Here is a 24,775-nt window from a genome sequence, read left to right on the forward strand (position 1 = left end):
CTGCAGACCTCGCTTGTAACCGCCGACGGCTGGCGGCACGTGCTCATGCCGGCCTTCAACCTGTCGCTGTTCATGATGGGCCTGCTCATCCGCCTGACCCGGGCCGGCATGGTCGAGGCCATGCAGACGGATTATGTGAAATTCGCGCGCGCCCAGGGCCTTCCCGACCGGCAGATCGTGTTCCGCCATGTGCTGCGCAATATCTCGATCCCGATCGTCACCGTCTTCGGCCTCGAACTCGGCTCGACGCTCGCCTTCGCCGTCGTCACCGAAAGCGTCTTCAACTGGCCGGGTGTCGGCAAGCTGATCATCGACAGCATCCTCCAGCTCGACCGCCCCGTCATGGTCACCTATCTCATTCTCGTGGTGATCCTGTTCGTGCTCATCAATCTCGTCGTCGACATCATCTACGCCCAGCTCGACCCGCGCGTGCGGCTGAAGGGAGGCAAGTGATGGCTGATACAGCGCCCGCCGAGGCACCGGTTGAAACCCGCCCTGCCCGTTTCCGCAATTTCTGTTCCGACTTTGCCCGTTCCCCGGTCGCTGTCGTCTCCCTGATCATGATCGTCCTCCTGCTGTTCGTCTCCTTCGCCGCGCCGCTGGTTTCGCCGCAGGACCCGTATGACATGGCGAAGCTCGATTGGCTGGACGCCTTTCTGAAGCCCGGCACGGTCGGCTCGGGCGGCTATACCCATATTCTCGGCACGGACAATGTCGGCCGCGACATGCTGTCGGCCATCTTCTACGGGTTGCGCACCAGTTTCGTCATCGGTCTTTCCGCCGGCGCTCTGGCGCTTCTCGTCGGCATTTGCGTCGGGCTTTCGGCGGCCTATTTCGGCGGCCGCATCGAAGCGTTTCTGATGCGCATCGTCGACCTGCAACTGTCGATGCCGGCGATCCTGCTGGCGCTGGTGCTGGTTGCCGTTCTCGGACAGGGCGTCGGCCAGATCATTCTGGCGCTGGTGATTGCCCAATATGCCTATTTCGCCCGCACCACCCATGGCGCGGCCACAGTCGAACGCGGCAAGGACTATATCGAGGCGGCGCGCTCGACGCCGCTTCCGACGGGCCGCGTTCTCTTCCGCCATCTTCTGCCGAACGTGCTGCCGCCGCTGATCGTCGTCGCAACGGTTCAGGTCGCAAGCGCCATCGCGCTTGAGGCGACGCTGTCCTTCCTCGGCGTCGGCCTGCCGCTGACCGAACCCTCGCTCGGCTCGCTGATCGCCAACGGCTTCAAATACATCCACACGGATCGCTACTGGCTGTCGATCTACCCGGGCCTGTTCCTGATGGTGACGGTGGTAACGATCAATCTCGTGGGCGATCAGGTCCGCACGGTTCTGGACCCGAGGCGCAGCCGATGACCAAAGCACTGGATGTCCGGGGCCTCACCACCCGGTTTGAAACCCGTCGCGGCAATGTCACCGCCGTCAACAATGTCAGCTTTGCCGTCGAGCGCGGCCGCATCATGGGCCTTGTCGGCGAAAGCGGCTCGGGCAAGAGCGTCACGGGCTTTTCCATCCTCGGCCTCGTCGAGGAACCGGGCCATATCACCGGCGGCGAAGTCCTGGTCGACGGTCAGGATCTAAGGGCGCTGAAGCCCGAGGCGCTGCGCAAGCTGCGCGGCGCCAAGGTCGCCATGGTGTTTCAGGACCCGATGATGACGCTGAACCCGGTTTTGCGGATCGGCGACCAGATGGCCATGGCCGTGCGCGTGCATGAAAAGATGTCGAAACGCGATGCCTGGGAGCGCGCCCGCCAGGCGCTCGAGACTGTCGGCATCCCGGCCGCCCGCGAAAGGCTGAAGGCCTACCCGCACCAGCTTTCCGGCGGCATGCGCCAGCGCGTGGCGATCGCCACGGCACTGCTCCACCGCCCGGCGGTGATCATCGCCGACGAACCGACGACGGCGCTCGACGTTTCGATCCAGAGCCAGATCCTTGCCGAGGTGCGCCGGCTTGCCGACGAGACCGGCACGGCGATTGTCTGGATTACCCATGATCTTGCCGTGATCTCCAGCCTCGCCGATGATATCTGCGTGATGTATGCCGGCAGGATCGTCGAGCGCGGCGCGGCCGAGGAAGTGATCGCAGCCCCCCGCCACCCCTATACGGTTGGCCTGATCGGCTCGGTGCCCAGCCTGCACGAGCCGGGCGCGCATCTGCCGCAGATCCCCGGTTCGACGCCGCAGCTTGCCAACCTGCCGTCCGGCTGCCCGTTCAGGCCGCGCTGTCCGCGCGCAACCGACATTTGCGCCACCGAGCCGCCCTTGCATGAGGACGGAACGCATTCGGTTTCCTGTCATCACCCGATGGAGGCCCCATGAGCAAGCCGCTTCTGAAGATCGAAGGCGTTCACAAGCGCTTCACCCGCAAGCCCGGCCTCGTCATCCAGGGCATCAACAGGATCGCCGGCAGGCCGTCGGGCGAAACCGTGCACGCGCTTTCCGACATTTCGCTGGAGGTCGCGGAGGGCGAGGTGCTCGGCCTTGTCGGGGAATCGGGCTGCGGCAAGTCCACGCTCGGACGGGTCATCTCCGGCATCTACACGCCGAGCGAGGGCGAGGTCTTTCTGAACGGCGCGCCTGTTGCCCGCAAACGCGGCAACAATGTCGAAAAGCTCACCACCAAGGTGCAGATGATCCATCAGGATCCGTTCGCAAGCCTCAATCCGCGCATGAAGGTGGGCGAGACGATCGCCGAAGGCCCGCGCATCCACCATATCGTCAAGGCAAGCGAAGTGCGCGCCCGCGTGCGCAGCCTGCTTGCGCAGGTGGGCCTTGAAGGGGCCTATGCCGACCGTCTGCCGCACCAGTTCTCCGGCGGCCAGCGCCAGCGCGTCGCCATCGCCCGCGCGCTTGCCATGGAGCCGGAACTTCTGGTGCTGGATGAGGCGGTCGCCTCTCTCGACGTTTCGATCCAGGCGCAGGTGCTGAACCTGTTCATGGACCTGCGCCGCGCGCTTGACCTGACGGCCGTTTTCATCAGCCATGACCTTTCGGTCGTGCGGCATGTGTGCGACCGTGTGGCGATCATGTATCTGGGTCGCATCGTCGAACTAGCTTCGGCGGAAGAACTTTACGCCACGCCGCGCCACCCCTACACCAAGGCGCTGTTCGCCTCGATCCCCAAGCTCGGCGCCGGGCGCGGCTCGTTCCAGCCGATCGAGGGCGAGATCCCCTCGCCGCTCGATCCGCCGAAAGGCTGCGCCTTCCATCCGCGCTGCCCGATGGCCGGGCCCAGATGCAAGGCCGAACTGCCGCGCCTGAAACCGGCGCAAGGCGGAACGGCAACGGTTGCCTGCCATCTCAATGACGGCGGAACGGGCGCCACAGCAAAACCGGAGGCCGCATGAACGCGTTTTCAAGCCGCATCGCCGAAATCAACGACATTCTCTCGGCCGTCAACCTGCTGCAATGGGATGCGCGGGTGATGATGCCGCCGGGCGGGGCCGCGACCCGCGGCCAGCAGATCGCCACGCTGAAGGCCAAGGCGCGCGAGCTGTTGCTGGAGGCGTCTACGGAAGATGCCGCCGAGACCGTGATGGCAACGTCCGGCGACGAGCGCGAGCGCCGCGCCGCCGGCGACGTGCTTGCCGCCCGCAAATGGCATCTGAGCGTGCCGCCCGCCCTGCTGCGCCGTCAGGACGAGATTTCGATCCTGGCCGGTCGGGCCTGGGAGAAGGCCCGCGCGGAGGGCGATTTCTCCCTGTTCCGTCCGCACCTCGCCGAGATCGTCTCGCTGGCCCGCCAGATGGCCGGTGCGATCGGTTATGACGCCCACCCCTATGACCCGATGGTACAGATATACGAACCCGGCGAAACCGCCGCCTCGCTGAAGGCGTTGTTCGATGACTTGCGCGAGGGCATCAAGCCAATTCTCGCTGCCGCGCTCAACCGTCCCAAACCGCGCACGGATTTTCTGTATCGGACCTATCCGGTCGAGCAGCAGAAGGCGCTTTGCGCCGAACTTGCCGAAATCCTCGGCCTCGATTTTGCCCGCAGCCGGCTTGATACCGCCGTCCACCCCTTCGAGATTTCCTTTACCCGCCAGGATGTCCGCATCACCTCGCGCTGGAACCCGAACTACCTGCCGATGTCGATCTTCGGCACGATGCACGAGACCGGCCATGCGCTCTACGAACAGGGCGTCGACCCGGCGCTCACCCGCTCGGCCCATGCCACTGATCTGATCGGCCTTTACGCCGTCGGCGGCAGCAGTTTCGGCATGCATGAGAGCCAGTCACGGCTTTTCGAGAACCATATCGGCCGGTCCGCCGATTTCTGGGCATTGCATTTCGAACGGCTCAAGGCGCATTTCCCGGACCAGCTGGCCGATGTCAGCGAAGAGGAGTTCGTCCTGGCCGTCAACCGGACGGAGCCCGGCCTTGTCCGCGTGGAAGCGGACGAACTGACCTACGATCTGCACATCATGCTGAGAGTGCGCATCGAGATGGCGCTGATGGATGGCGCGCTTGCCGTCGATGACGTGCCGGCGGCCTGGAACGAGGCCATGCGCGAAGACCTCGGCATCGCGGTGCCGCATGACGGGCTCGGCTGCCTCCAGGACGTGCACTGGTCGAGCGGCTATATCGGCTCCTTCCCGACCTACACGATCGGCAACGTCACCGCCGCCCAGATCATGGCCCGGCTCGATGAAACCGAGCCTCGGCTCCGCGATGCAGCCAGGGCTGGCGATCTTGCGCCGCTGCGGCAAAAGCTCGGCGAGATCGTCTGGCGGCACGGCCGCTCGAGAGGCCGCCACGCGGCGCTTTCGGCCATCGGCGCGGAAGCTGGAGATTGCAGCGCCTACCTGAGTTATCTGAGCGGAAAATTCGGATAGGTCGTCGTGGCCACCGTGCATATCGCCATCCCCGCGGCCAATCCCGACTCGCAAAGGCAAGCCATTTCTTACCTATTTGCATTGAAGAGGTAATACCAGTATAAGTCCAGATAATTTTTTCGCATTCACTGGAATCGCATATGGCGACCTCGGACATCATAAAGCGCGTGCGCGCGGAACTCGCCGGAAGCGCAACGGATATTCCTCTGTACAAACGCCTGAAAACGGCGATTGAGGCCGTCATTCTTTCCAATGAACTGCACGCCGGCGAGAGATTGCCGGGCGAGCGCGCTCTGGCCGAATCGCTCGGTCTTTCGCGCGTAACGGTTCGCAAGAGCTTCGCGCTTCTGGAGGAAGACGGGTTGCTCGCCAGGCGCCATGGCGCGCGAACCGAAGTTGCATCGAAAGTCGAGAAGACGCTGTCGAACCTGACCAGCTTTTCCGAGGATATCCGTTCGCGTGGCATGGAACCTGGATGTATCTGGCTTTCCAAGCAGATGAGCCGCCCGTCCCCGACCGAAATGATGGCGCTCGGGATCGGCAGCAGCGAGAGCATATTGCGCATGCAGCGCATCCGGACCGCGGACGGAAAGCCGATCGCCGTCGAGATCGCCAGCGTGCCCCAACGCTTTCTCCCCGCACCCGAGTTGGTCGGCCATTCGCTCTATGACGCGCTGGAAAAAAGGGGTTATCTGCCGCAACGTGCCATTCAGCGCATGCGGACGCGCTCCGCCTCGCAGGAAGACAGCGACCGCCTGTCCTGCCCCCCTCTCACCCCGCTTCTGGTCACCGAGCGCAGGTGCTTCCTGCCACAAGGCGACGTGGTCGAGTATTGCGAGACGCGCTACCGCGGCGATGTCTATGATTTCGTTTTCGAGCTACGGCGATAATACCAGTTATAAACTGGTTGCATTCTGGTCTTTCTTGAGCTGCTATATCGGAAAAAGCAGCGAGGGTTCCGGTGCGTCCAGACATTCTGAAAAACAGCCTGATCGTATCCTGTCAGCCGGTTCCGGGCGGTCCGATGGACGAGCCGGTTTTCGTCGCAGGCTTCGCCATGGCTGCCGTCGCGGCGGGCGCTGCCGCGCTCAGGATCGAATCCGAACGCTATGTTCGCGCGGTGCGCCCGAAGGTCAGCGTGCCGATCATCGGCATCGCCAAGCGCGACCTGGAAGACAGTCCGGTCCGCATCACCCCGTTTCTTTCGGACGTGGACGAACTTGCCGCCGCCGGCGCGGATATCATTGCCTTTGATGCAACCCGCAGGCCGCGTCCGGTCGAACTGGCCGCGCTTGTCGCCGCCGCCCGCGCCCACGGCAAGCTGACCATGGCGGACTGTTCGTCGCTTGAGGATGCCCGAAACGCGCTTGAATGCGGCATCGATTTTGTCGGCACCACCCTTTCCGGCTATGTAGAGGGACCTGAACCCGACGACCCGGATATCGCCCTCATCACCGAAATGGCCGCCCTGACGCCCTATGTCATCGCCGAGGGCCGCATCCGGACGCCGCAGCAGGCAGCCGATGCCGCGCGGGCAGGCGCCTATGCGGTCACGGTCGGCTCCGCCATCACCCGCACGGAACACACCACGGCTTGGTTCCGCGATGCACTCGCCGGCGCATACCGGGCCGCTGGTGACAGCCCGGTTCTCGCCGTCGATATCGGCGGCACGAAATCGATGGCGGCTCTGATCTCCGCTGGCGCGATCATCGAGAAGGCTCAGGTGCCGACCGCCGCAGACGGCAATCCCGACGGCTGGCTGGCGGCAATCGCGGCGGCAACCCGCGACTGGAACGGTCGCTACGGCTGCGTCGGCATCGCGGCGACGGGCCTTGTGGAAGATGGCCGCTGGCAGGCCCTGAACACGGCGACCCTCAATATTCCCGGCGCCTATCCCCTGGCGGAGCGCGCCGCAAGCCTCTTCAAGGCGCCCGTCCTCGCCCTCAACGACGCCCAGGCGGCCGCGTGGGGCGAATATCGCGCTGCCAAGGAAGCCGTCAGCTCCGTCGTTTTCCTGACGATCTCGACCGGTATCGGCGGCGGCGTCGTTAGCAACGGCAGGCTGATGACCGGGCTTGCCGGACATTTCGGGCTGACGCGCGGCGCATCGGGCGGCGCGGGGCCTCTGGAGGACCGGGTTTCCGGCAAGTTTATCGCGGGCGAAGCCGCCCGGCTCGGACACGACGCCGACACGCCCTCGGTGTTCGCGGCCGCGGCCAGAGGCGAGGCATGGGCCGCCGGCATCGTCGACGGCTCGGCGGCAAAGGTTGCGACGCTTTGCGCCGATATCAAGCTGATGTTCGATCCCGACATCGTCATCATCGGCGGCGGCATCGGACTGGCCGACGGTTTCCTGCCGCGGGTTTCGAAAAACCTTGCAGCGCTGCCCGCACGCCTGAGGCCGGACATCCGGGCGGCGCGCTGCGGTGCCCAGGCCGGCCTGATCGGAATTGCCGATCTGGCGCGCTCCGCAGCGAGAGAAGGCAAGCCATAACCGGATATGTGACTGACTGAACAAACGCCAAAAAGAGAAGGGAACTCGACATGATCAAGAAAACGACAATTGTGGCCCTTGCCGGGCTTCTGGCAGGCACGGCCCTGCCGGGTATTGCCAATGCAACCGTAACCGTGCTTGGCTGGCCGGGCGGCTCGGAGGAAGCCGCGCTGCGGGCGGCAACGGACGTCTACAACGAAACCGCGCGCGAAGACGACAAGGTCGAACTGATCTTCTTCAGCCGCGACGGCTTTTTCGACAAGCTCCAGGCCGACCTTGCGGCCGGCTCCGATGCTTTCGACATCAACCTGATCGCCACCTATTCGATCGGTCGCTACGCGCCGTACATGGAGCCCATCAACCTTGGCGACGACGCCGAAACGGTGTTCGGCAAGGCCGTTCTGGAAACCATGCAGTATGAGGGCCGGCAATACGGCGTTCCGACGGACCTCTCCCTCCACTTCATGTATTACCGCACCGACCTTCTCGACGCGCTGCTCGGCGACGAGGATGCCAGGGCCGAATATTCGAAAATCGCGGAGGAGTATCTCGGCAAGCCCATGGCGCCGAAGCCGGCGGACGAATGGACCTGGGATGACTGGGCGGCAACGGCGCTCTACTTTACCAAATCCATCAACCGGGCAAGTCCCGTGCGCTACGGCACGGTGCTGCAGATGAAGAACCTCCTGTTCAACATGATGGTCTTCCAGTCCCTGCCGCGCTCCTACGGCGCCGACTGGCGGGACGCGGAGGGCAACATCACGATCGATTCCGAGGGCTACCGCAAGGGTCTCGCGCTCTACAAAACGCTCTACGACGCGGGCGCTACGCCGAAGGATTCGCTCTCCTACGAATATGCGGAAACCAATGCCGCCTTTGCTGCAGGCCAGGTTGCGACGGCTCTTCAGTGGAATGCGGCCGCGGGCGAACTGACCGATCCGGAAAAGACGCCTGCCGTCGCCGAGGTGACCGGCGTGGTCGCGCCGCCTGCCGGCCCGAACGGGCGGGCGGACCATATCCACGGTCTCGGACTTGGCCTCAACAAGAACGCAAAGAACAAGGAAGGGGCGCTCAGGTTCCTGCAATGGCTTGCAACCGAGGACGCCGCCCTGCTTTACGCCGAAAATGGCGGCTCTCCGGCCCTCATGCCTGATGTGGTCGCGAAGATCGCGGATGACCGGCCGGACCTGGTGGACCTCGGCAACTTCGCCAGCCGGTATGGTTATGTGATGGATGGCGGGACATCCGCCAACGCGCTGTCGATCTACGAGGTACAGGCCCGCGAGTTCACCGGCTACTGGTCGGGCCAGCAAAGCCTCGACGAGGCGCTGGCCAATACCGAGGCCGAAATGCGGGACCTGCTGAACCCGTAAGGCAGAACGGCGAGGTGCCAGCCGCGATCGCGGCTGCGCCGGATTGCTCCCGGACCGGCCCGAACGGCGCCGCCCGGGAGCTTTCTCCGGGCCAAAAGCCTTCTGTATTCCGGCATGACCGGACGAACCACGGCGGCGAACCACATGCAACTTGTAAATCGCGGCGAAGGGCGGCTTTTCCTGTCCCCGCTCGTCATATTCCTGCTGCTCTTTCTGGGCTTCCCGGCGATCGTCAATCTGGTCTATTCGATATCGACGGTCACCTTCGAAACCCTGCGCGCGCCGGAATTGAGTGGATACGGCAACTATCTCGACGTGTTGAGCGACCGCTATTTCTGGCAGGCATCCTGGTTTTCGCTGCGCTTCGGCATCATCACCGCGCTCGCCGAATGCCTGATCGGCCTGTTTCTGGCGATCTTCCTCAACCCGCTTCTCGGCAAGAGGCCCTATCTGATGGCGCCGCTGATGCTGCCCCTGATGGTGGCTCCCGCCATGGTCGGCCTGATGTATCGTCTGGTCCTGCACGAGTTCGCAGGCCCCGTTCCCTACTATCTCTGGATGTGGTTCGGCGACAGCCCGGCCTTTCTCGACGCCGACAACGCCTTCAGGACGCTGGTCGTCATTGAGACGCTTCAGTGGACGCCCTTCGCCTTCCTGCTGTTCCACACGGCCTATTCCGCCATCCCAAGCGATGTGCGGGAGGCCGCCGCGCTCGATGGCGCAAGCGGATGGACGCTGCTGACGAAGATTGAGCTCCCGCTGATCAAGCCGACGCTGATCATCGCGTTTTTCATCCGCTTCATCGACGGCTTCCGCGTGTTCGACAATATCTATGCCCTCACCGGCGCGGGTGCAGGCGGCTCCACGACGTCGCTCTCGATCTATATCTATCAGGCCTTCTTCAAACAGGGCGCCATCGGCAAGGCGGTTGCCGCCTCGGTCGTTCTCTTCATCGCCTCGCTCGTCGTGCTCTATGCCCTGACGGCGCTCGGCAGCCGCAGGAAGGAGAAGACATGATGATGAGGACCTTGCGTTGGATCGTGTTCGCCGTTGCCGCGATCGCGATGAATTTTCCGGTGATCGTGACGCTCATCACCTCCTTCAAGAGCGCGCGCGAAATCAGCTCCAATGCCGGGCTATGGATCAACGCTCCGACGCTTTCGAACTACCTGTCGGTGCTGACGGACACGACCCGGTTCAACATCTGGCTCTATCTCTTCAACAGCACGATGGCGGCCCTTATCGGAACGCTGCTGGCAATGGCTCTCACCTTCCCCGCCGCCTACGCGATTGCTCGCTCAGAGACCGGGCGCCGGGTGCTCTTCCCGATGGTTGTCAATCTGAGGGCCGTGCCGCTCATCATCTTCGCGATCCCGCTCTACATGATGTATCAATGGCTGGGTCTGCTCGACACCAGGGTCGGCCTCGGCCTCATCCTCACCATCGTCAACATTCCCCTGGCGCTCGTCATTTTCGTCAATGCCATTGCCGATGTGCCCGTAGAACTCGACGAAGCCGCCAAGGTGGACGGCGCGTCGACGCTTGCAACCCTTCGACGCGTGATCTGGCCCGTCGTCAGACCGGCAATGCTGACGAGTTTCATCTTCGGCTTCATCACCGCCTGGAACGAGTTCCTGTTCGGCCTGATGCTGACAACCAGCAAGGCCGTACCGATGACGGTGGGCGCATCCTTTTTCTTTGCGGCATCGGGCGGCGGCGTAAACTGGGGCACGGCTTCCGCCGTCATGATCATCGGCGCGCTGCCGCCGGCCGTCATCGGCCTGATGATGTACAAGCAGATTTTCGGCTCCATGACGGCGGGCGCGGTGAAGGGCTAGAAGCCCCGCGGTCGTCGACAAGAACGGCTTGCAAGCAGGCGGAAGCCATTTCAGGGGTCGGCGCACGCTCGCCCATTGACGGAGCCGATCATTTAGATTATACGCTTAATCAATGCCATTTCTGGAGGATGATCGGTGACGACCGGGCAAAGGCGCGCGAAGCGCGTAACCCAAAGCGATGTTGCGGCGATGGCCGGCGTCTCCACCGCCGTCGTCTCCGCCGTGATCTCGCCGAAGCCCGGCAAGACCATCCGTGTCGGCGAGGAGGCCGAAAAGCGCGTGCGCGCCGCCATGGAAACACTGGGCTATGCGCCGGATATCGTGGCGCAGTCGCTGGCAGGCGGAAAACGCAACATCATCGGCGTCTTCACCTATGAAGCCGTCTTCCCCTCCGACCGCGAGAACTTCTTCTACCCCTTCCTTCTCGGCATCGAACGCGGCGCCATGAAAACTGGGCAGGATCTCCTGCTGTTCACCTCATCCTCGCTCGACAAGGGGCCGCGCAGCATCTTTCCCGCGGGCACAAACCGCATGGGCGTTGCCGATGGCGCGATTCTGCTGGGCGAGGAGCCGGAAAAGAGCGAGTTGAAGCGGCTTTGCGAGACCGGTTTCCCCTTCGTCACCGTCGGTCGGCGCGTGGCCAATGGCGCAGAACTCAATTGGGTCGCGGCCGACTATGCGGCAGCGGTCGAGGATGTTGTTTCCCGCTGCGCCGCTCTCGGGCACCGCAAGATGAAGTTCCTGGGTAGCAGCCGTGTGCGCGAACAGAACGAGGACCGCGAACAGGGATTTATCCAGAGCCGGCGGCAAGGCCTTGATCTTTCCGTCGAGCGGTTCGACGCGGATGCGCTCGACGCGGCATGGACAAGAAGGTGCTTAGCGGACGGATATTCCGTGGTGCTGACGGAAACCTTCGCCCATGCAACCGCTCTGGAACGCCAGGTCGCGGCCTGCGGCGGCAGCATACCCGAAACCCTTTCGGTTGTTGCGCTCGCAGCTCCGCTCACCATGACCGCAGACGTGGAGCGCTGGACGCGGATATCGGTCCCGCGCGAAGCCATGGGCGAGCAGGCCGTGGAAAAGCTGATTGCCCGCATCCGCAAACCCGAGGCCGAAATAGCCAACACCACCTTGCCCTGCGGCTTCGTGCCGGGGGAGACACTGAAAGCCATCTGATCTGACAACGGGAGGATTGAGATCATGACACGTCAATTGATTAAGCGGTTAATTGTTGCAACGGCGCTGTGCGGCGCGATGGGCACGGCGGCAAGCGCGGAAAACCTGCGCTTTACCGTCTGGACCGGCAGCCAGGCCCATCTCGACATGTTGAACGGCATCGCCGAGGGTTTCGCCGAAACCCATCCGGACGTCACCGTCCAGTTCGACACCATCCCCTTCGGCGACTATGTGCAGAAGCTGACGCTGCAGCTTGCCGGCGGCAACCCGCCCGATCTCGGCTGGCTTCTGGAGAACTCGGCGCCCGCCTTCGTCGAAGCCGGCGTGCTGGCCGATGTCGGCGATACGCTGAATGGTACGGACGGTTACGACTATGGCGACCTTTCCGAACCGGCCATGGGCCTCTGGGTCAAGGATGACGCCGTCTTTGGCGTGCCCTTCTCCACGTCGCCCTTCATCGTCTACTACAACAAGTCGCTTTACGACGCTGCTGGCCTTGAGACACCCACCGAACGCGCCGCAGACGGCTCGTGGACTTGGGACCAGCTCAAAAGCGACGCCGCCGCACTGCGCGATGCCGATGCCGGCGTCTGGGGCTACGAGACGGTCGACGGCCAGGGCTACGGCGCGCGCGTCTGGCACAACCTGATCCCGATCATCCGTGCCCATGGCGGCGATGCCTGGACGGACGGCAACTGCCGGCTGGACAGCGAACAGTCGGTCGAAGCGGTCAAGCTGTTCCACGATATGGTCTATGCAGACGGCTCCGCCGTACCGCCCGGCGAACAGGGCGACTTCTTTTCCGGCAACGCGGCGCTGACTGTCGCGCAGATTTCCCGCGTCTCGAAGCTTGCCGATGTCGATTTCGACTGGGGCATCGCGCCGCTGCCCGCCGGCCCCGCCGGCGAAGCCGCCACCATCGGCCAGGCCGGCGTCGTTGCCTTTGCCCAGGGCAAGAACAAGGAGCTTGCGGCAGAATTCCTGGCCTACATGACCAACAAGGACAATGTCGCGACCATGGCTGCGTTCTTCCCCCCGGCGCGCAAATCCGTGCTGGAAAGTGAAAGCTTTCTTTCGAGCAACCCGGCCGTGACGCCGGAACAGATGGAAATCGTTGCCGAAGGCATCGAGACCGGATCGGTTCTGCCGAGCCATGAGCGCTTTCCGCAGATCGAAGCTGAGGCGCGGCCGGATTTCGATGCGCTGTGGTCGGAGGACGCCGATATTCAGGCGACCATGACCAAGCTGTGCAAGGATATCCAGCCGCTGCTCTGAGAGGGCGCAATACCTTCCGGAAAGACAATTCTCGCCGCTGGCACTCCCGGCGGCGAGAAGAGAACTGCATTCAACACCGCCCGCAAAGGAAGCGACCATGTCCGCTGCCAGAACGGGGCCATCCCTGACGCTCAGAACGCGCGAGGCAATCGCGGGATGGCTCTTTGTAAGCCCGATACTGACGGGTTTTCTGATCTTCTTCGTCGGCCCGCTGATCGCCGTGTTCTACTATTCCACCACGGAATGGAACCTGCTCAGCCAGCAGTCCCGCTTCGTCGGCATGGACAATTACGTCGACGCGCTGACCGCAAACGACACGTTCTGGCACGTGCTCGGCAATTCCCTGGTGTTTGCGGCCGGCCTCGTGCCGCTCAATATGGCGCTGGCGCTCGGCCTTGCCCTGGCGCTGTCGAAACCGATGCGCGGCGTCGTCATCTTCCGCACCGTGTTCTTCGCCCCCGTCATCACCTCCGCCGTCGCCTGGGCGATCATCTGGACCTTCCTGCTCCAGCATGAATCGGGCGCGGTCAACCAGGCGCTTTCGGTCGTCGGCATCGACGGGCCGAACTGGCTGCACGAACCGAACTGGGCGATGGCCTCCGTCATCGTCACCCGCGTCCTGAAGACCGTCGGGCTCAACATGATCCTCTATATCGCGGCGCTGCAAACCATCCCGCGCGACTATGAAGAGGCGGCGCGGCTCGAAGGCGCCAATGGCTGGGACATCTTCCGCCGCATTACCTGGCCGCTTCTGGCGCCGACGACGCTGGTGATCATGGTGATCACCGTTGTCGGCTCGCTGAAGGTTTTCGACCATATCTATCTGATGACCGGCGGCGGACCGCAGAACGCCACGCTGGTGCTCGCCTTCTACATCTACGAACAGGGCTTCAAGTTCTTCAACACCGGCTATGCCTCGGCGCTCGCCGTCATGCTCTTCGTGCTGATCCTGGCGCTCACCATCCTGCAGATGCTCTTGAAGGCGGTGCGCAAATGAATTACCGGCTGGAACAGAAAATCACCCGCATATGCTGGGTCGTCGGCCTCGCCGCCCTCGCCATCCCCTTTGTCTTTCCCTTCATCTGGATGCTCTCCGGCGCGCTCAAGGGACAGGCGGACGTGTTCTCCTCGGCCTCGCTCATCCCGCAAACCGCGCACTGGTCGAACTTTTCCGAGGTTTTTGCCTACCAGCCTTTCGCAAGGCAGTATTTCAACTCGCTCTATATCGCCGTCATCGTTACCACGCTGACGCTGTTCCTGTCTTCGATGGCGGGCTACGCGCTGGCGCGGCTGCGCTTTGCCGGAAGCGCGCTCGTGCTGCTGATGCTGATCTCGGCGCTGATGATGCCGGAGGAAGTGACGATCATTCCGAACTTCTTCCTGATGCGCGAACTCGGGCTGATGAACACCCACATGCCGCTGATCCTGCTGCCGCTGTTCGGTTCGCAGGGCGTGATGGCGACCTTCCTGATGCGGCAGTATTTCCTGGCGCTGCCGAAGGAGCTGGAAGAGGCCGGCCGGATGGACGGGCTCACCCGCTTCGGAGTCTATTTCAAGGTGGCGCTGCCGCTGTCGAAGCCGGCGCTGTCGGCTGTCGGCATCATCACCTTCCTGTTCTCGTGGAACCTGTTTCTCGAGCCGCTGGTGTTCGTGAACGACATCAAGCTCTTCACTCTTCCCCTGGCACTCGCCAATTTCACCGACACCTACGGCCTGCCGCTCTGGCACCTGCAGCTTGCGGCCACCGCGCTTGCCGTCATTCCCATGCTCATTGTCTACATTCTGGCCCAGCGCCAGATCGTCGAAAGCTTCGCCCTGTCAGGCGTGAAAGGATAACAAAATGAAGGAACTCACCAGCGATATCGTGATCATCGGCGGCGGTCTCGGCGGGGTGGCCGCAGCGCTTGCGGCACTCAAGCTCGGCCGCAGCGTCATCCTCACGGAGGAGTTCAAATGGCTTGGCGGCCAGCTCACTACCCAGGCTGTGCCGCCGGACGAAAACCCATGGATCGAAAGCGACGGCTCGACGGCAAGCTACCGGCAACTGCGCGCGGAAATGCGCAACTACTATCGCCGCAATTATCCGCTGACCGACGAGGCCCGTGCGGACGAAAAGCTCAATCCGGGCAGCGGCAATGTCTCGCCGCTCTGCGCCGAGCCGCGCGCGGGCGTCGCCGCGATCGAGGCGCTTCTGGCGCCATGGTTTGCGACCGGTCGGCTGACCGTGCTGATGTCGGCAAAGCCGGTCGCGGCAGAGACCGACGGTGATCGCTTCACGGCGGTCACCGTGCGCTCTTTCGAATATGGCGAGATGGTCCTGACCGGCCGCTATTTCATCGATGCCACAGAACTCGGCGATCTTCTCGAGCTCGGCAATGTCGAGCACGTCATCGGCGCGGAAAGCCAGGCCGAGACCGGCGAGCCCGCAGCGCTTGCGGGGAATGCCAATCCGTTTGACCAGCAGGCGGTCAGCTGGTGCTTCGCGATGAGCTATCATCCGGAGGAGGACCACACGATCGAGCGGCCGCGCGACTATGACATCTGGCGCGACTTCAAGCTCGATTTCTGGCCGGACCGCCAGCTCTCCTTCATCGGCCCCAACCCGGTGACGCTCGAGCCCGACAACCGCCCGCTCTTCGTCGGCGACAGCGATGCGAAATTCGCGCCCGACAACTGGCACTACCGCCGGATTTTTTACCGCAGGCACCATGTCGGCAACCACTATGACTCCGACATCTGCCTCGTCAACTGGCCGCAGATCGACTATTGCGGCGGTCCGCTGGTCGGCGTTTCAGCGGAAGAAGCGGAGAAACACCTGGAGGGCGCGCGGCAATTGTCGCTGTCGATGCTCTACTGGATGCAGACCGAGGCGCCGCGCCATGACGGCGGCTACGGCTATCGCGGCCTAAAGCCGGCGGGCGCCGTGATGGGTACGCTCGACGGCCTGACCGTCGCCCCCTATATCCGCGAGAGCCGGCGCATCAAGGCGCTGTTCACGGTCACGGAAAACCATGTCGGCATCGATGCCCGCGCGGGTCTCAAGGGGGCGGAACAGTTCGCGGACAGCGTCGGCGTCGGTTCCTACCGCATCGACCTGCACCCCTCGACGGCGCCGCGCAACTACGTCGACATCGCCAACTGGCCGTTCCAGATCCCGCTTGGCAGCCTGATCCCGAAACGGGTCGAGAACATGCTGCCGGCCTGCAAGAATATTGGCACCACGCATCTGACCAACGGCTGCTATCGCCTCCACCCGGTCGAATGGAACATCGGCGAAAGCGTCGGCGCGCTGGCCGCCTATTGCATCGAGAACGACATCAGCCCGCGCGGCGTGCGCGAGACGGCGGACCGGCTTGCCGATTTCCAGCGTCTCCTGACGAGCCGTTTCGAGGTGCCGCTCGCATGGCCGCAGCATATTCGTGAAACCCCGAGGCTCGAGCTCTTCGGGCGCGTGGAGTAGACCTATGGCGAAGCTTGAACTGAAAGACATCCGCAAATCCTACGGTTCGGTCGAGATCATCAAGGGCATCGATCTTGCCGTCGAGGACGGCGAATTCTGCGTCTTCGTCGGGCCGTCGGGCTGCGGCAAGTCCACGCTTCTGAGGATGATCGCCGGCCTTGAGGACATCACCGGCGGCACGCTCGAGATCGGCGGCACGCGCATGAACGACATCGCCCCCGCCAGGCGCGGGGTCGCCATGGTGTTCCAGTCCTACGCGCTCTATCCACACCTGACGGTGAAGGAGAATATCGCCTTCGGCCTGAAGGTTCGCAAGGTGGCGGCCGACAGGATCGAGGAACTGGTGAGCGACGCCGTCACCATGCTGCAACTCGAAAAGCTCACCGAACGCTATCCGCGCGAACTCTCCGGCGGCCAGCGCCAGCGCGTCGCCATCGGCCGCGCCATCGTCGGCGAGCCGGAAACCTTCCTGTTCGACGAGCCGCTGTCAAACCTCGATGCAGAGCTCAGGGTCCATATGCGCACCCAGATCTCTGAACTGCACGAGCGACTGAAACGCACGATGATCTACGTGACCCATGATCAGGTCGAGGCGATGACGCTCGCCGACAAGATCGTGCTGTTGCGTGATGGCAGGATCGAACAGGTCGGCACGCCGCATGATCTTTACGAGCGTCCGCAGAACCTCTTCGCCGCGCAGTTCATCGGGGCGCCGAAGATGAACATCTTCGAACTGACCGGCAGCTTCGAGGGCTTGCGCGCGGCCTTTGGGCTGGACCGTTCCGCGCGCTACTGCGGCATTCGCCCGGACAGCCTGACGATCGCGCCGGATGGCGAAGGCGCGCTGGCAGCCCGTGTCAGGCTTACCGAATATCTGGGCAATGCGCGGCTGGTTCACGCCGACGTCGAGGGCCATGGGCCGGTCATACTGGAACAGCCGGCCGGCGCCGAGATCGCGACGGGTTCCCGGATTGCCCTTTCGGCCCGCCGGGACAGTATCCATGCCTTCCGGGAGAACGGAAACCGGATAGAATAGGCAGCGCTGGAGGGCGTGCAGGATCAGCCGGGGGAGCAGCGAGGCTCCCGACTCCGTTTCCGCCCCTTGCCGTCTCAGCCCGGAAGTCGAACCAGGATTGAATAGTGCTTTCCGGCGTCGATGCGTTCGATCCTGTTGCCGCCAAGCGTCTCGGCGTCCACGACCACGACAGGGCCCTCCAAGGTCGCATCCTTTTTGACCTCGACGTCAAACGTTGCGCCCCGGAAGGCCCGGCTGAAATGGTAGGACTCCCACTCGGCCGGCGGTTGCGGCGCGATGACGACGCCGTCGCCGTCGCCGCGCAGACCACAGAGCCGTTCGATGACCAGGCGGTAATACCAGGAGGCGGTCCCGGTGTTGAACAGGTTGCTTGAGCGGCCGGCCGTGCGCGGATACTGGTAATAGGCGCCGCGATAATAATTCGGCAGGTAGAGCGGCAGCTGTCCGCGGGTTGCAATGTCCTTTGCCTCCGGGCGCGTCAGCATTTTGGACAGCACGGCATAGGCGCGGTCATTCTCGCCGATATGGTAGAGCGATGCCGCATAGAAGGCGGCAGCGTGATTATAGACCGCGCCGTTCTCGCCGTTGCCGGGCCATTTCTGCGTTACCCGGCCGACATCGTCGCGCATTGCCGTGTAGGCGGGAGCGAACATGGCTGCGCCATAGGGCGTGTCGAGCTGCTCATCGATCGCCCGAAGCATGCTGGCCCGCTTGTCTCCGTCCGCCGCCCCGGCGAGAAAGGCCCAGCTCTGGGCGTTCAGATAAATCCGGCCCTCGCTGTCGGTCTGGACACCGAACGCAACGCCGTCATCGGTAATGCCGCGGGCATACCACTTTCCATCCCAGAGATAATGGTTGATGCTGTCGTTGAGCTTCCCGGCTTCCCTTTCCAGCCAGCCGGCAGCCTCGCTGTCGTTTTCGGCACGGCACATATCGGCCCAGGTCGTCATCGCGTAGCTTGCGGCTTCGGCCAGCCAGCCGGAGACTCCCCTGCCCTTGTAGCCAACCATGTTCATCGGGTCGCACCAGTCGCCCTGTGCGATATAAGGAAGGTTGCGCTCGTCGACCTCGCCGGCGAGGAAGCGCAGCGCCCGCGTCACATGCTCATACAACGTCGCGTCCTCCTCGCTGTCGGCCCAGGCGACGTTTTCGGCGAGGACTGCCCGGTCCCCGGTTTCCTCGATATAGGCCTTGGCGGCGATAACCAGCCAGACGGCGTGATCGGTGTGCGGGATCTGGTTGATGTATTTCAGCTCCGTATCGGGCCTGAGCAGGATGCCGTCGGGAACCTTGCCGGAAAAGAACTGCTGGCTGGCGGTCCTGAGGAGCGCCGCACGCGTTCTCTCCGGCGCGATGAAGATCATCCCGAGCCCGTCCTGGAGATAGTTGCGGGTCTGCGGATCCGTGGTCAATCTGTGAGTGTCGCCGTGATAGAAGACCTGGCGCGGCAGCCAGTAATTGACGAAGTGATTAAGATCGTCATCGGGCGAGCGAAGCACAAGAGTGCCGAGACCGGAACGGATATAGCGATCATACTCCTGCCGCACCGGCGCGAGCGCGCCCCCGAGATAGTTCTTCGTCAGGGCCGTTATCTCGGCCTTGTCGACGGCCGGGCCGAAGACGAAGCGAAAGTCTTCGCGCGCGCCGGGTTTAAGAACGAGATCCCATTGCATGATACCGGCCGGATTCTCATAGCTGGCATCCCCGCCGGCGAGATGGCCGCCATCCTGAAGGGCGGAGGGATTGTGCAGCCCGCCCTCGCCCTCGAAGGCGACCTGAGCAACCTCGAAATGGTCGGGCTTTCGGTCTGCGGCAAAGAAGGTGATGTCCTTCAAGTGCTTGTTCTTGAAGTATTGTTCGACCTTTTGATAGGGCGTCACGCTAGTGCAGACGATGGCGTTGAGGTCAGCGTCGAAATGTCCGCCCCGGTTCATCCATGAAGAATAGCCGACAGGGAAGAACGGAACGAAGGAAAGCGTTTTCTTTCCGTCCGTCAGGTTGGTGATCCGCACGGACCAGATTTCCGCGACGTCCTCGACCGGAAGATCGAGCCGCAACTCGACGCGCACGCCATCCTTCTCGATCACCCATCTGATGTCCGAAAGGCCGGGCTCGAAGCTGAAGCGGTCGAGTTTCGCCCGCACCGGCTCGTAAGGTGCTGAAAACAGCTTCCCCGTCTCATTGTCGCGGATATAGAAGAAGCGGCCAGGGTGATGCGGAAAATAATCCTGTTCCGGCTGCATGAAGGTCTGCGCGGCGATGGTGGGAACATGCGCGTATTTGCGCGGCTCGGGATCCATATACTGGCTCACGGCGTAGCCGCGCGCACTCATCTGGATCATCATTTTGCGGTTCCAGAGATAGCTGGCGGCGTTGGGCGCCAGCGTCGGATCGGTCAGGCGGAAGCGTTGTCCGTTCTCGATGAAGGAAGTCATCCTGCACTCGTGCGTTGGTGTTGGTATTTCGCCTTCAATCCGGTGCGGCCGTCGAGCGCCTGACTGAGAGCGAGGGCTCGAACCGCTCCTGAAACGGAAGGTCCATGTCGTAGGTGAGATTGAGCAGTTGCCGGCAGGCCGAACGGGCCATCTCCTCGATCGGCGCATGGATGGTGCTGAGCGGCGGGGCGGTGTAGGCGGCGAAATCGACATCGTCATAACCGAGGACCGAAACCTCGCGCGGAACCGAGCGTCCGCGATTGTTCAGCTCCGAAATCAGCAGCATGGCCACCTTGTCGTTTCCGCAGAACACGGCTGTGAAGTCGAGATTCATATCGAGGAAAGAACGGACCAGCCGTTCTGCGGCGGCATAGCTGAAAGCGCCTTCGACCACATAATCACTCGGGATGGAGCGGCCGAGCTTGCCCATCTCGTCCAGGAATCCGTCATGGCGCTGGCGGGCATCCTGCGCGGAAAGCCGTCCGGTGATCACCGCGATCCGTTCGTGACCGAGCTCGACAAGGTGCCGCGCGGCCAGCCGCCCGCCCAGTTCGTGGTCGATAAAGAAGCACTGACCGGCCAGAGCATCGGCCTGATGGTTGAGCAGCACCAGATTGGCAAAATGCTCGGATGTTCGCGCCAGCTCGAACGTTCCCTGAAGCGAACAGGACATCAGGATGCCGTCGCAGTCGCGGTTGACCAGATAGTCAAAATGCGCGCGACGATCGGCATCGGACTGGGCGTCCTCCGCATTGGCGAGAATCATGTGCTTGTTGTGAAGCCTGAGCTCCTGCTCCACCGCGCGGATGATCATGTGGTAATAGGGGCCCTCGAGGGATGGCACCCAGACCCCGATCAGATCGGACCGGCGCGACGACAGCGACCGCGCCATGCTGTTGGGCCGGTAGTTGAGCTGCTTGATCGCACGTTCGATTTTCTCTGCCGCCTTACTCGAAACGGAACCGTTTCCAGAAATATACCGGGAGACCGTGCCCGAACCAACGCCAGCCAGCCTCGCAACGTCTTTCACTGTCGCCATATCTGAACTCCCCTCCACCCTTTCTGCCCGGCGTCAACGCCATATCATTTTATTATTCAACGGGTTTTGGTCAAAAACAATATCTTCAAGGTCGAGCCCTCATCTTTTTTTGCAGGAACCATTGACAAAATCAAGTGCCTGTCGTTGTAATTGGAACCGATCCCATTTTGAGATCGAAACACTTTTGAACGGACCATCTGGTCCCTCAGACGACCCTTTGGGGAGGACATATGTTTATTCTGAAGAATGCGGTGACCGCATCGGCCGTAGCGCTGACCGTGGCAATGTCCGGCGCTGCCGGCGCTCAGGAACCGCTTGATGCCGAAGTCATCCACTGGTGGACATCGGGCGGCGAATCCGCCGCGATCGGCGTTTTCGCCGACGCCTACAACGCCAATGGCGGCAACTGGCAGGACAGCGCTGTTGCCGGCGGCTCGGCTGCGCGCAGCGCCGCCATCAACCGCATCATCGGCGGCGACCCGTCGACGGCGGCGCTCTTCAACACCTCGCAGCAGTATCACGAGATCGTCGAGGAAGGCCTGCTCAACGACATCGACGCCGTGGCGACTGAAAACAACTGGGATGAGATCCTGCCTGCGCCGATCGTCAACGCCGTGAAGATCGACGGCAAGTACTACGCCGCGCCGGTGAATATCCATATGCCGCTGTGGTTCTGGTATTCCGTCGACGCGCTGGAACAGGCCGGCGTCGAGAACCCGCCCGAAAGCATGGACGAATTCTTCGCTGCGCTCGACAAGCTTCAGGAAGCCGGCATCACGCCGCTGGCACTTGGCGGCCAGCGCTGGCAGGAAAACTCCCTGTTCTCGGCGATGCTGACCAATGTCGGCGGCGGCCAGCTCTGGGAGGCGGTCTACGCCGACAAGGACGAGGACGCCATCCATTCGCCGGAATTCCGCGAGGTCATCGAAACCTTCATCGCGCTGAAGCCCTATGTCGACGCCGCATCGCCGGGGCGTAACTGGAACGACACGACCGCCATGCTGATCAATGACGAGGCCGGTTTCCAGGTCATGGGCGACTGGGCCAAGGGCGAGTTCAAGCAGGCCGGCAAGGAAATCGGCACGGATTACGGCTGCATTCCGGGCCTGCGTCCCGACAGTCCCTACGTTCTCGGCGGCGACGTCTTCGTCTTCCCGAAAACCGACGATGCCGAACAGATCAAGGCACAGCGCCTGCTCGTCGAAGTCATGACGGATCCGGAAACCCAGGTCGAATTCAACAACCTGAAGGGCTCCATCCCGATCCGTTCCGACGTCGATGCCTCCAAGCTCGACGCCTGCGCCCAGCTTGGCCTTGAGATCATGTCCGATCCCAGCCGCCAGGCGCCCGACGCTTCGCAGATGATGGCCGAATACATCTACGGCTCGGTCCAGGATGTCGTGACCGAACTGTGGAACACCGACATGTCGGTCGACGAGGCCGTCGAACGCTTCGACCAGGCCCTCAACGGCTGATCCATCCATCTGGAACAATCATGCGGGAAGGGGACCCTTGCGGTTTCCTTCCCGTTTTCAAGGGAGGTTCCGTTGCACGCCGCCGCCTTCACCCGGCATATCAGGCGCAACCTGTTTGCCTATATCGCCCTGCTGCCGATGGCCATTGTCGTCGTCTTTGCCTATCTGGGCACGATGCTCTGGTCCGTCCGGCTGTCATTTTCCAGTTCGCGGCTTCTGCCCAAGGACGACTTTGTCGGCTTCGCCCAGTACACGAGGCTTTTCGAAACCTCGCGCTGGATCACGTCTCTGGAAAACCTGGCGGTCATCGCCTTCTTCTTTCTTCTGATCTGTTTCGTTCTCGGCACGCTGCTGGCCATTTTCATCGACCAGAATGTGCGCGCCGAAAGCCTGTTCAGGACTGTTTTCCTTTACCCCTATGCGATGTCCTTCGTGGTGGCGGGCCTGATCTGGCAATGGATCCTCAATCCCGACCTCGGCATCCAGGCAACCATGCGCGATCTCGGCTTCCCGAATTTCGTGCTCGACTGGACGGTCAATCCGGACAAGGTGCTCTACGCCATCATTCTGGCGACGGTCTGGCATGGCTCCGGGCTGGTGATGGCGCTTATTCTGGCGGGCCTGCGCGGCATCGACACCCAGATCTGGTCGGCGACGCGCATCGACGGCATTCCGCCATGGCGCGTCTATCTTTCGATCATTCTGCCCATGCTCCGGCCGATGATCATCACCTCGCTGGTGCTTCTGTCGATCTCGATCGTGAAAATGTACGACGTTGTCGTCGCCATGACCAATGGCGGACCAGGCACTGCGAGTGAGGTGCCGGCCAAGTTCATCATGGACAACCTGTTCGAGCGCGCCAATATCGGCCTTGCGACCGCCGCCTCGACCGTACTCCTGATCACCGTTCTGCTGATCATGGTCCCGGTTCTCTATTCCCAGTATTTCCGCAGGAACGGGAGGGCGTCATGACGCAGAAATCCGTCTCAAAGCGACCGGTGAAGGCAGAGCGCGTCTGGGGACGCTTCGGCGTCTATGGCTTTCTCTTCTTCGTCGCGCTGTTCTTCCTGCTGCCGCTCTATGTGATGCTCGTCACCTCGTTCAAGAGCATGGACGAGATCCGCCTCGGGCTGATCTTCGCGCTGCCGCAGAATTTTTCGCTCGATGCCTGGATCAAGGCCTGGACGAGCGCCTGCACCGGGCTCGACTGCACCGGGCTTCAGGTCGGCTTCTTCAACTCGGTGAAGATCCTGATCCCGAGCGTGATCCTCTCGATCCTGCTCGGCGCGGTCAACGGCTATGCCCTGTCCTTCTGGCGGGTGAAGGGGGCGAATGTTCTGTTCGCCTGCCTGCTGATGGGCTCGTTCATTCCCTACCAGGTGTTCATCTACCCGCTGGTGCGGTTTTACGCGCAGGCCGGCATCTATGGCTCGCTCCCGGGCATCGTGCTCACCCACATCATCTTCGGCATGCCGGTGATGACGCTGCTGTTCCGCAATTATTACATGGGCCTGCCGATGGAGCTGTTCAAAGCCGCCCGCATCGACGGCGCCGGCTTCTGGAGGATTTTCCTTTCGATCATCCTGCCCATGTCGGTGCCGATCACAATCGTCGCGGTCATCATGCAGGTCACGGCGATCTGGAACGACTTCCTGCTCGGCCTGGTCTTTGCCGGTCGCGACAACCTGCCGATGACGGTCCAGCTCAACAACATCGTCAATACGACCACGGGCGAGCGCGCCTATAACGTCAACATGGCGGCAACCATTCTGACCTCGCTGGTCCCGCTTGTCGTCTATCTGGTTTCCGGCCGCTGGTTCGTGCGCGGCATCGCTTCCGGCGCCGTGAAAGGATAAGTCCCATGAGTTCTGTAGCCATTCAAAACCTCGACATCCGCTACGGCAGCGTGCATGTCGTCAAAAGCCTCGACCTTGAAATCAGGGACGGCGAATTCCTGGTCCTGCTCGGGCCCTCGGGCTGCGGCAAGTCCACGCTGCTGAACGCGATCGGCGGCCTGACCGATGTCAGCGGCGGAGCGATCCATTTCAATGAAAAGGACGTGACCTGGGTCGATCCCAAGGACCGCGGCATCGGCATGGTGTTCCAGTCCTATGCGCTCTATCCGACGATGAGCGTCGAGCGGAACATGTCGTTCGGGCTGAAGATTGCGGGTGTGCCGAAGGCCGACATCGAAAAGAAGGTGGCGTGGGCCGCAGAACTTCTGCAGATCACGCACCTGCTCGACCGCAAGCCATCAGCCCTTTCCGGAGGCCAGCGGCAGCGCGTCGCCATCGGCCGGGCGCTGGTGCGCGACGCCGACATCTTCCTGTTCG

At 62.7% G+C, this 24,775-nt stretch carries 22 protein-coding genes; 20 read left to right on the top strand and 2 right to left on the bottom strand.

Annotation, left to right across the window (positions count from 1 at the left end):
• The 16 genes from AC5DC2_RS03760 to AC5DC2_RS03835 all read left to right on the top strand — a co-directional run.
• The coding region (locus AC5DC2_RS03760) for an ABC transporter permease (RefSeq protein ID WP_491697519.1) at nucleotides 1-453 on the top strand (453 nt) is incomplete at its 5' end.
• Complete coding sequence (locus AC5DC2_RS03765) at nucleotides 453-1,364, top strand: ABC transporter permease (protein WP_024706204.1); 912 nt, start codon at nucleotides 453-455, stop codon at nucleotides 1,362-1,364. The genes AC5DC2_RS03760 and AC5DC2_RS03765, both read left to right, overlap by 1 nt.
• Nucleotides 1,361-2,326: an ABC transporter ATP-binding protein gene (locus AC5DC2_RS03770; protein WP_024706205.1), complete on the top strand. Its 966-nt coding sequence runs from the start codon at nucleotides 1,361-1,363 to the stop codon at nucleotides 2,324-2,326. The genes AC5DC2_RS03765 and AC5DC2_RS03770 overlap by 4 nt, the downstream gene beginning before the upstream one ends.
• Complete coding sequence (locus AC5DC2_RS03775) at nucleotides 2,323-3,354, top strand: ABC transporter ATP-binding protein (RefSeq protein WP_491697520.1); 1,032 nt, start codon at nucleotides 2,323-2,325, stop codon at nucleotides 3,352-3,354. Before AC5DC2_RS03770 ends, AC5DC2_RS03775 begins: the two co-directional genes overlap by 4 nt.
• Entirely contained in the window at nucleotides 3,351-4,841 is a 1,491-nt protein-coding gene (locus AC5DC2_RS03780) for a carboxypeptidase M32 (protein WP_491697521.1), read from the top strand. Before AC5DC2_RS03775 ends, AC5DC2_RS03780 begins: the two co-directional genes overlap by 4 nt.
• A 140-nt stretch (nucleotides 4,842-4,981) precedes the next feature.
• Entirely contained in the window at nucleotides 4,982-5,731 is a 750-nt protein-coding gene (locus AC5DC2_RS03785) for a GntR family transcriptional regulator (RefSeq protein ID WP_491697522.1), read from the top strand.
• Nucleotides 5,732-5,802: 71 nt separating this feature from the next.
• Nucleotides 5,803-7,335, top strand: coding sequence for a putative N-acetylmannosamine-6-phosphate 2-epimerase (locus AC5DC2_RS03790; protein WP_491697523.1), 1,533 nt, complete (start codon nucleotides 5,803-5,805; stop codon nucleotides 7,333-7,335).
• A 50-nt stretch (nucleotides 7,336-7,385) separates the two neighbouring features.
• A complete protein-coding gene (locus tag AC5DC2_RS03795) occupies nucleotides 7,386-8,708 on the top strand; it encodes an extracellular solute-binding protein (RefSeq protein WP_491697524.1) in 1,323 nt (440 codons plus the stop codon).
• A 144-nt stretch (nucleotides 8,709-8,852) separates the two neighbouring features.
• Entirely contained in the window at nucleotides 8,853-9,725 is an 873-nt protein-coding gene (locus AC5DC2_RS03800) for a carbohydrate ABC transporter permease (protein ID WP_491697525.1), read from the top strand.
• Nucleotides 9,725-10,546, top strand: a complete 822-nt coding sequence (locus tag AC5DC2_RS03805) for a carbohydrate ABC transporter permease (protein WP_024706212.1) — start codon at nucleotides 9,725-9,727, stop codon at nucleotides 10,544-10,546. Before AC5DC2_RS03800 ends, AC5DC2_RS03805 begins: the two co-directional genes overlap by 1 nt.
• A gap of 135 nt (nucleotides 10,547-10,681) precedes the next feature.
• Entirely contained in the window at nucleotides 10,682-11,722 is a 1,041-nt protein-coding gene (locus AC5DC2_RS03810; protein ID WP_491697526.1) for a LacI family DNA-binding transcriptional regulator, read from the top strand.
• A 24-nt stretch (nucleotides 11,723-11,746) separates the two neighbouring features.
• Nucleotides 11,747-12,997 carry an ABC transporter substrate-binding protein gene (locus AC5DC2_RS03815; RefSeq protein ID WP_036235530.1) on the top strand — a complete coding sequence of 417 codons (1,251 nt, stop codon included), beginning with the start codon at nucleotides 11,747-11,749 and terminating at the stop codon, nucleotides 12,995-12,997.
• Between the two features lie 97 nt (nucleotides 12,998-13,094).
• Entirely contained in the window at nucleotides 13,095-13,994 is a 900-nt protein-coding gene (locus AC5DC2_RS03820; RefSeq protein ID WP_491697527.1) for a carbohydrate ABC transporter permease, read from the top strand.
• On the top strand, nucleotides 13,991-14,833 hold the full coding sequence (locus AC5DC2_RS03825; protein WP_491697528.1) for a carbohydrate ABC transporter permease: 843 nt from the start codon (nucleotides 13,991-13,993) through the stop codon (nucleotides 14,831-14,833). Before AC5DC2_RS03820 ends, AC5DC2_RS03825 begins: the two co-directional genes overlap by 4 nt.
• Nucleotides 14,834-14,837: 4 nt before the next feature.
• Nucleotides 14,838-16,457 (top strand): FAD-dependent oxidoreductase, encoded by a 1,620-nt coding sequence (locus AC5DC2_RS03830; RefSeq protein WP_491697529.1) that lies wholly within the window; start codon nucleotides 14,838-14,840, stop codon nucleotides 16,455-16,457.
• Between the two features lie 4 nt (nucleotides 16,458-16,461).
• Entirely contained in the window at nucleotides 16,462-17,493 is a 1,032-nt protein-coding gene (locus tag AC5DC2_RS03835) for an ABC transporter ATP-binding protein (RefSeq protein WP_491697530.1), read from the top strand.
• Nucleotides 17,494-17,567: 74 nt separating this feature from the next.
• On the opposite strand, the gene AC5DC2_RS03840 is transcribed toward AC5DC2_RS03835, so the two are convergent.
• Nucleotides 17,568-19,928, bottom strand: coding sequence for a GH36-type glycosyl hydrolase domain-containing protein (locus tag AC5DC2_RS03840; RefSeq protein ID WP_491697531.1), 2,361 nt, complete (start codon nucleotides 19,926-19,928; stop codon nucleotides 17,568-17,570).
• A gap of 34 nt (nucleotides 19,929-19,962) precedes the next feature.
• On the bottom strand, nucleotides 19,963-20,967 hold the full coding sequence (locus AC5DC2_RS03845; RefSeq protein ID WP_024706220.1) for a LacI family DNA-binding transcriptional regulator: 1,005 nt from the start codon (nucleotides 20,965-20,967) through the stop codon (nucleotides 19,963-19,965).
• Nucleotides 20,968-21,197: 230 nt separating this feature from the next.
• Here AC5DC2_RS03845 and AC5DC2_RS03850 point away from each other — a divergent pair, with 230 nt between their 5' ends.
• The 4 genes from AC5DC2_RS03850 to AC5DC2_RS03865 form a co-directional block, all read left to right on the top strand.
• On the top strand, nucleotides 21,198-22,442 hold the full coding sequence (locus AC5DC2_RS03850) for an ABC transporter substrate-binding protein (protein ID WP_024706221.1): 1,245 nt from the start codon (nucleotides 21,198-21,200) through the stop codon (nucleotides 22,440-22,442).
• 138 nt (nucleotides 22,443-22,580) lie between these two features.
• Entirely contained in the window at nucleotides 22,581-23,414 is an 834-nt protein-coding gene (locus AC5DC2_RS03855; RefSeq protein ID WP_200337971.1) for a carbohydrate ABC transporter permease, read from the top strand.
• Entirely contained in the window at nucleotides 23,411-24,298 is an 888-nt protein-coding gene (locus tag AC5DC2_RS03860) for a carbohydrate ABC transporter permease (RefSeq protein WP_200336722.1), read from the top strand. The genes AC5DC2_RS03855 and AC5DC2_RS03860 overlap by 4 nt, the downstream gene beginning before the upstream one ends.
• 5 nt (nucleotides 24,299-24,303) lie before the next feature.
• Nucleotides 24,304-24,775: ABC transporter ATP-binding protein (locus AC5DC2_RS03865; protein WP_491697532.1), on the top strand; the 472-nt coding region annotated here is incomplete at its 3' end.

Source organism: Martelella sp. (genome assembly GCF_984369615.1).

What these genes read in the sequence shown, in the direction of transcription:
- AC5DC2_RS03765 (WP_024706204.1), top strand. Translation starts at nt 453, where the DNA reads ATGGCTGATACAGCGCCCGCCGAGGCACCGGTTGAAACCCGCCCTGCC.
- AC5DC2_RS03770 (WP_024706205.1), top strand. Translation starts at nt 1,361, where the DNA reads ATGACCAAAGCACTGGATGTCCGGGGCCTCACCACCCGGTTTGAAACC.
- AC5DC2_RS03775 (WP_491697520.1), top strand. Translation starts at nt 2,323, where the DNA reads ATGAGCAAGCCGCTTCTGAAGATCGAAGGCGTTCACAAGCGCTTCACC.
- AC5DC2_RS03780 (WP_491697521.1), top strand. Translation starts at nt 3,351, where the DNA reads ATGAACGCGTTTTCAAGCCGCATCGCCGAAATCAACGACATTCTCTCG.
- AC5DC2_RS03785 (WP_491697522.1), top strand. Translation starts at nt 4,982, where the DNA reads ATGGCGACCTCGGACATCATAAAGCGCGTGCGCGCGGAACTCGCCGGA.
- AC5DC2_RS03795 (WP_491697524.1), top strand. Translation starts at nt 7,386, where the DNA reads ATGATCAAGAAAACGACAATTGTGGCCCTTGCCGGGCTTCTGGCAGGC.
- AC5DC2_RS03800 (WP_491697525.1), top strand. Translation starts at nt 8,853, where the DNA reads ATGCAACTTGTAAATCGCGGCGAAGGGCGGCTTTTCCTGTCCCCGCTC.
- AC5DC2_RS03805 (WP_024706212.1), top strand. Translation starts at nt 9,725, where the DNA reads ATGATGAGGACCTTGCGTTGGATCGTGTTCGCCGTTGCCGCGATCGCG.
- AC5DC2_RS03815 (WP_036235530.1), top strand. Translation starts at nt 11,747, where the DNA reads ATGACACGTCAATTGATTAAGCGGTTAATTGTTGCAACGGCGCTGTGC.
- AC5DC2_RS03820 (WP_491697527.1), top strand. Translation starts at nt 13,095, where the DNA reads ATGTCCGCTGCCAGAACGGGGCCATCCCTGACGCTCAGAACGCGCGAG.
- AC5DC2_RS03825 (WP_491697528.1), top strand. Translation starts at nt 13,991, where the DNA reads ATGAATTACCGGCTGGAACAGAAAATCACCCGCATATGCTGGGTCGTC.
- AC5DC2_RS03830 (WP_491697529.1), top strand. Translation starts at nt 14,838, where the DNA reads ATGAAGGAACTCACCAGCGATATCGTGATCATCGGCGGCGGTCTCGGC.
- AC5DC2_RS03835 (WP_491697530.1), top strand. Translation starts at nt 16,462, where the DNA reads ATGGCGAAGCTTGAACTGAAAGACATCCGCAAATCCTACGGTTCGGTC.
- AC5DC2_RS03840 (WP_491697531.1), bottom strand. Translation starts at nt 19,928, where the DNA reads ATGACTTCCTTCATCGAGAACGGACAACGCTTCCGCCTGACCGATCCG.
- AC5DC2_RS03845 (WP_024706220.1), bottom strand. Translation starts at nt 20,967, where the DNA reads ATGGCGACAGTGAAAGACGTTGCGAGGCTGGCTGGCGTTGGTTCGGGC.
- AC5DC2_RS03850 (WP_024706221.1), top strand. Translation starts at nt 21,198, where the DNA reads ATGTTTATTCTGAAGAATGCGGTGACCGCATCGGCCGTAGCGCTGACC.
- AC5DC2_RS03855 (WP_200337971.1), top strand. Translation starts at nt 22,581, where the DNA reads ATGGCCATTGTCGTCGTCTTTGCCTATCTGGGCACGATGCTCTGGTCC.
- AC5DC2_RS03860 (WP_200336722.1), top strand. Translation starts at nt 23,411, where the DNA reads ATGACGCAGAAATCCGTCTCAAAGCGACCGGTGAAGGCAGAGCGCGTC.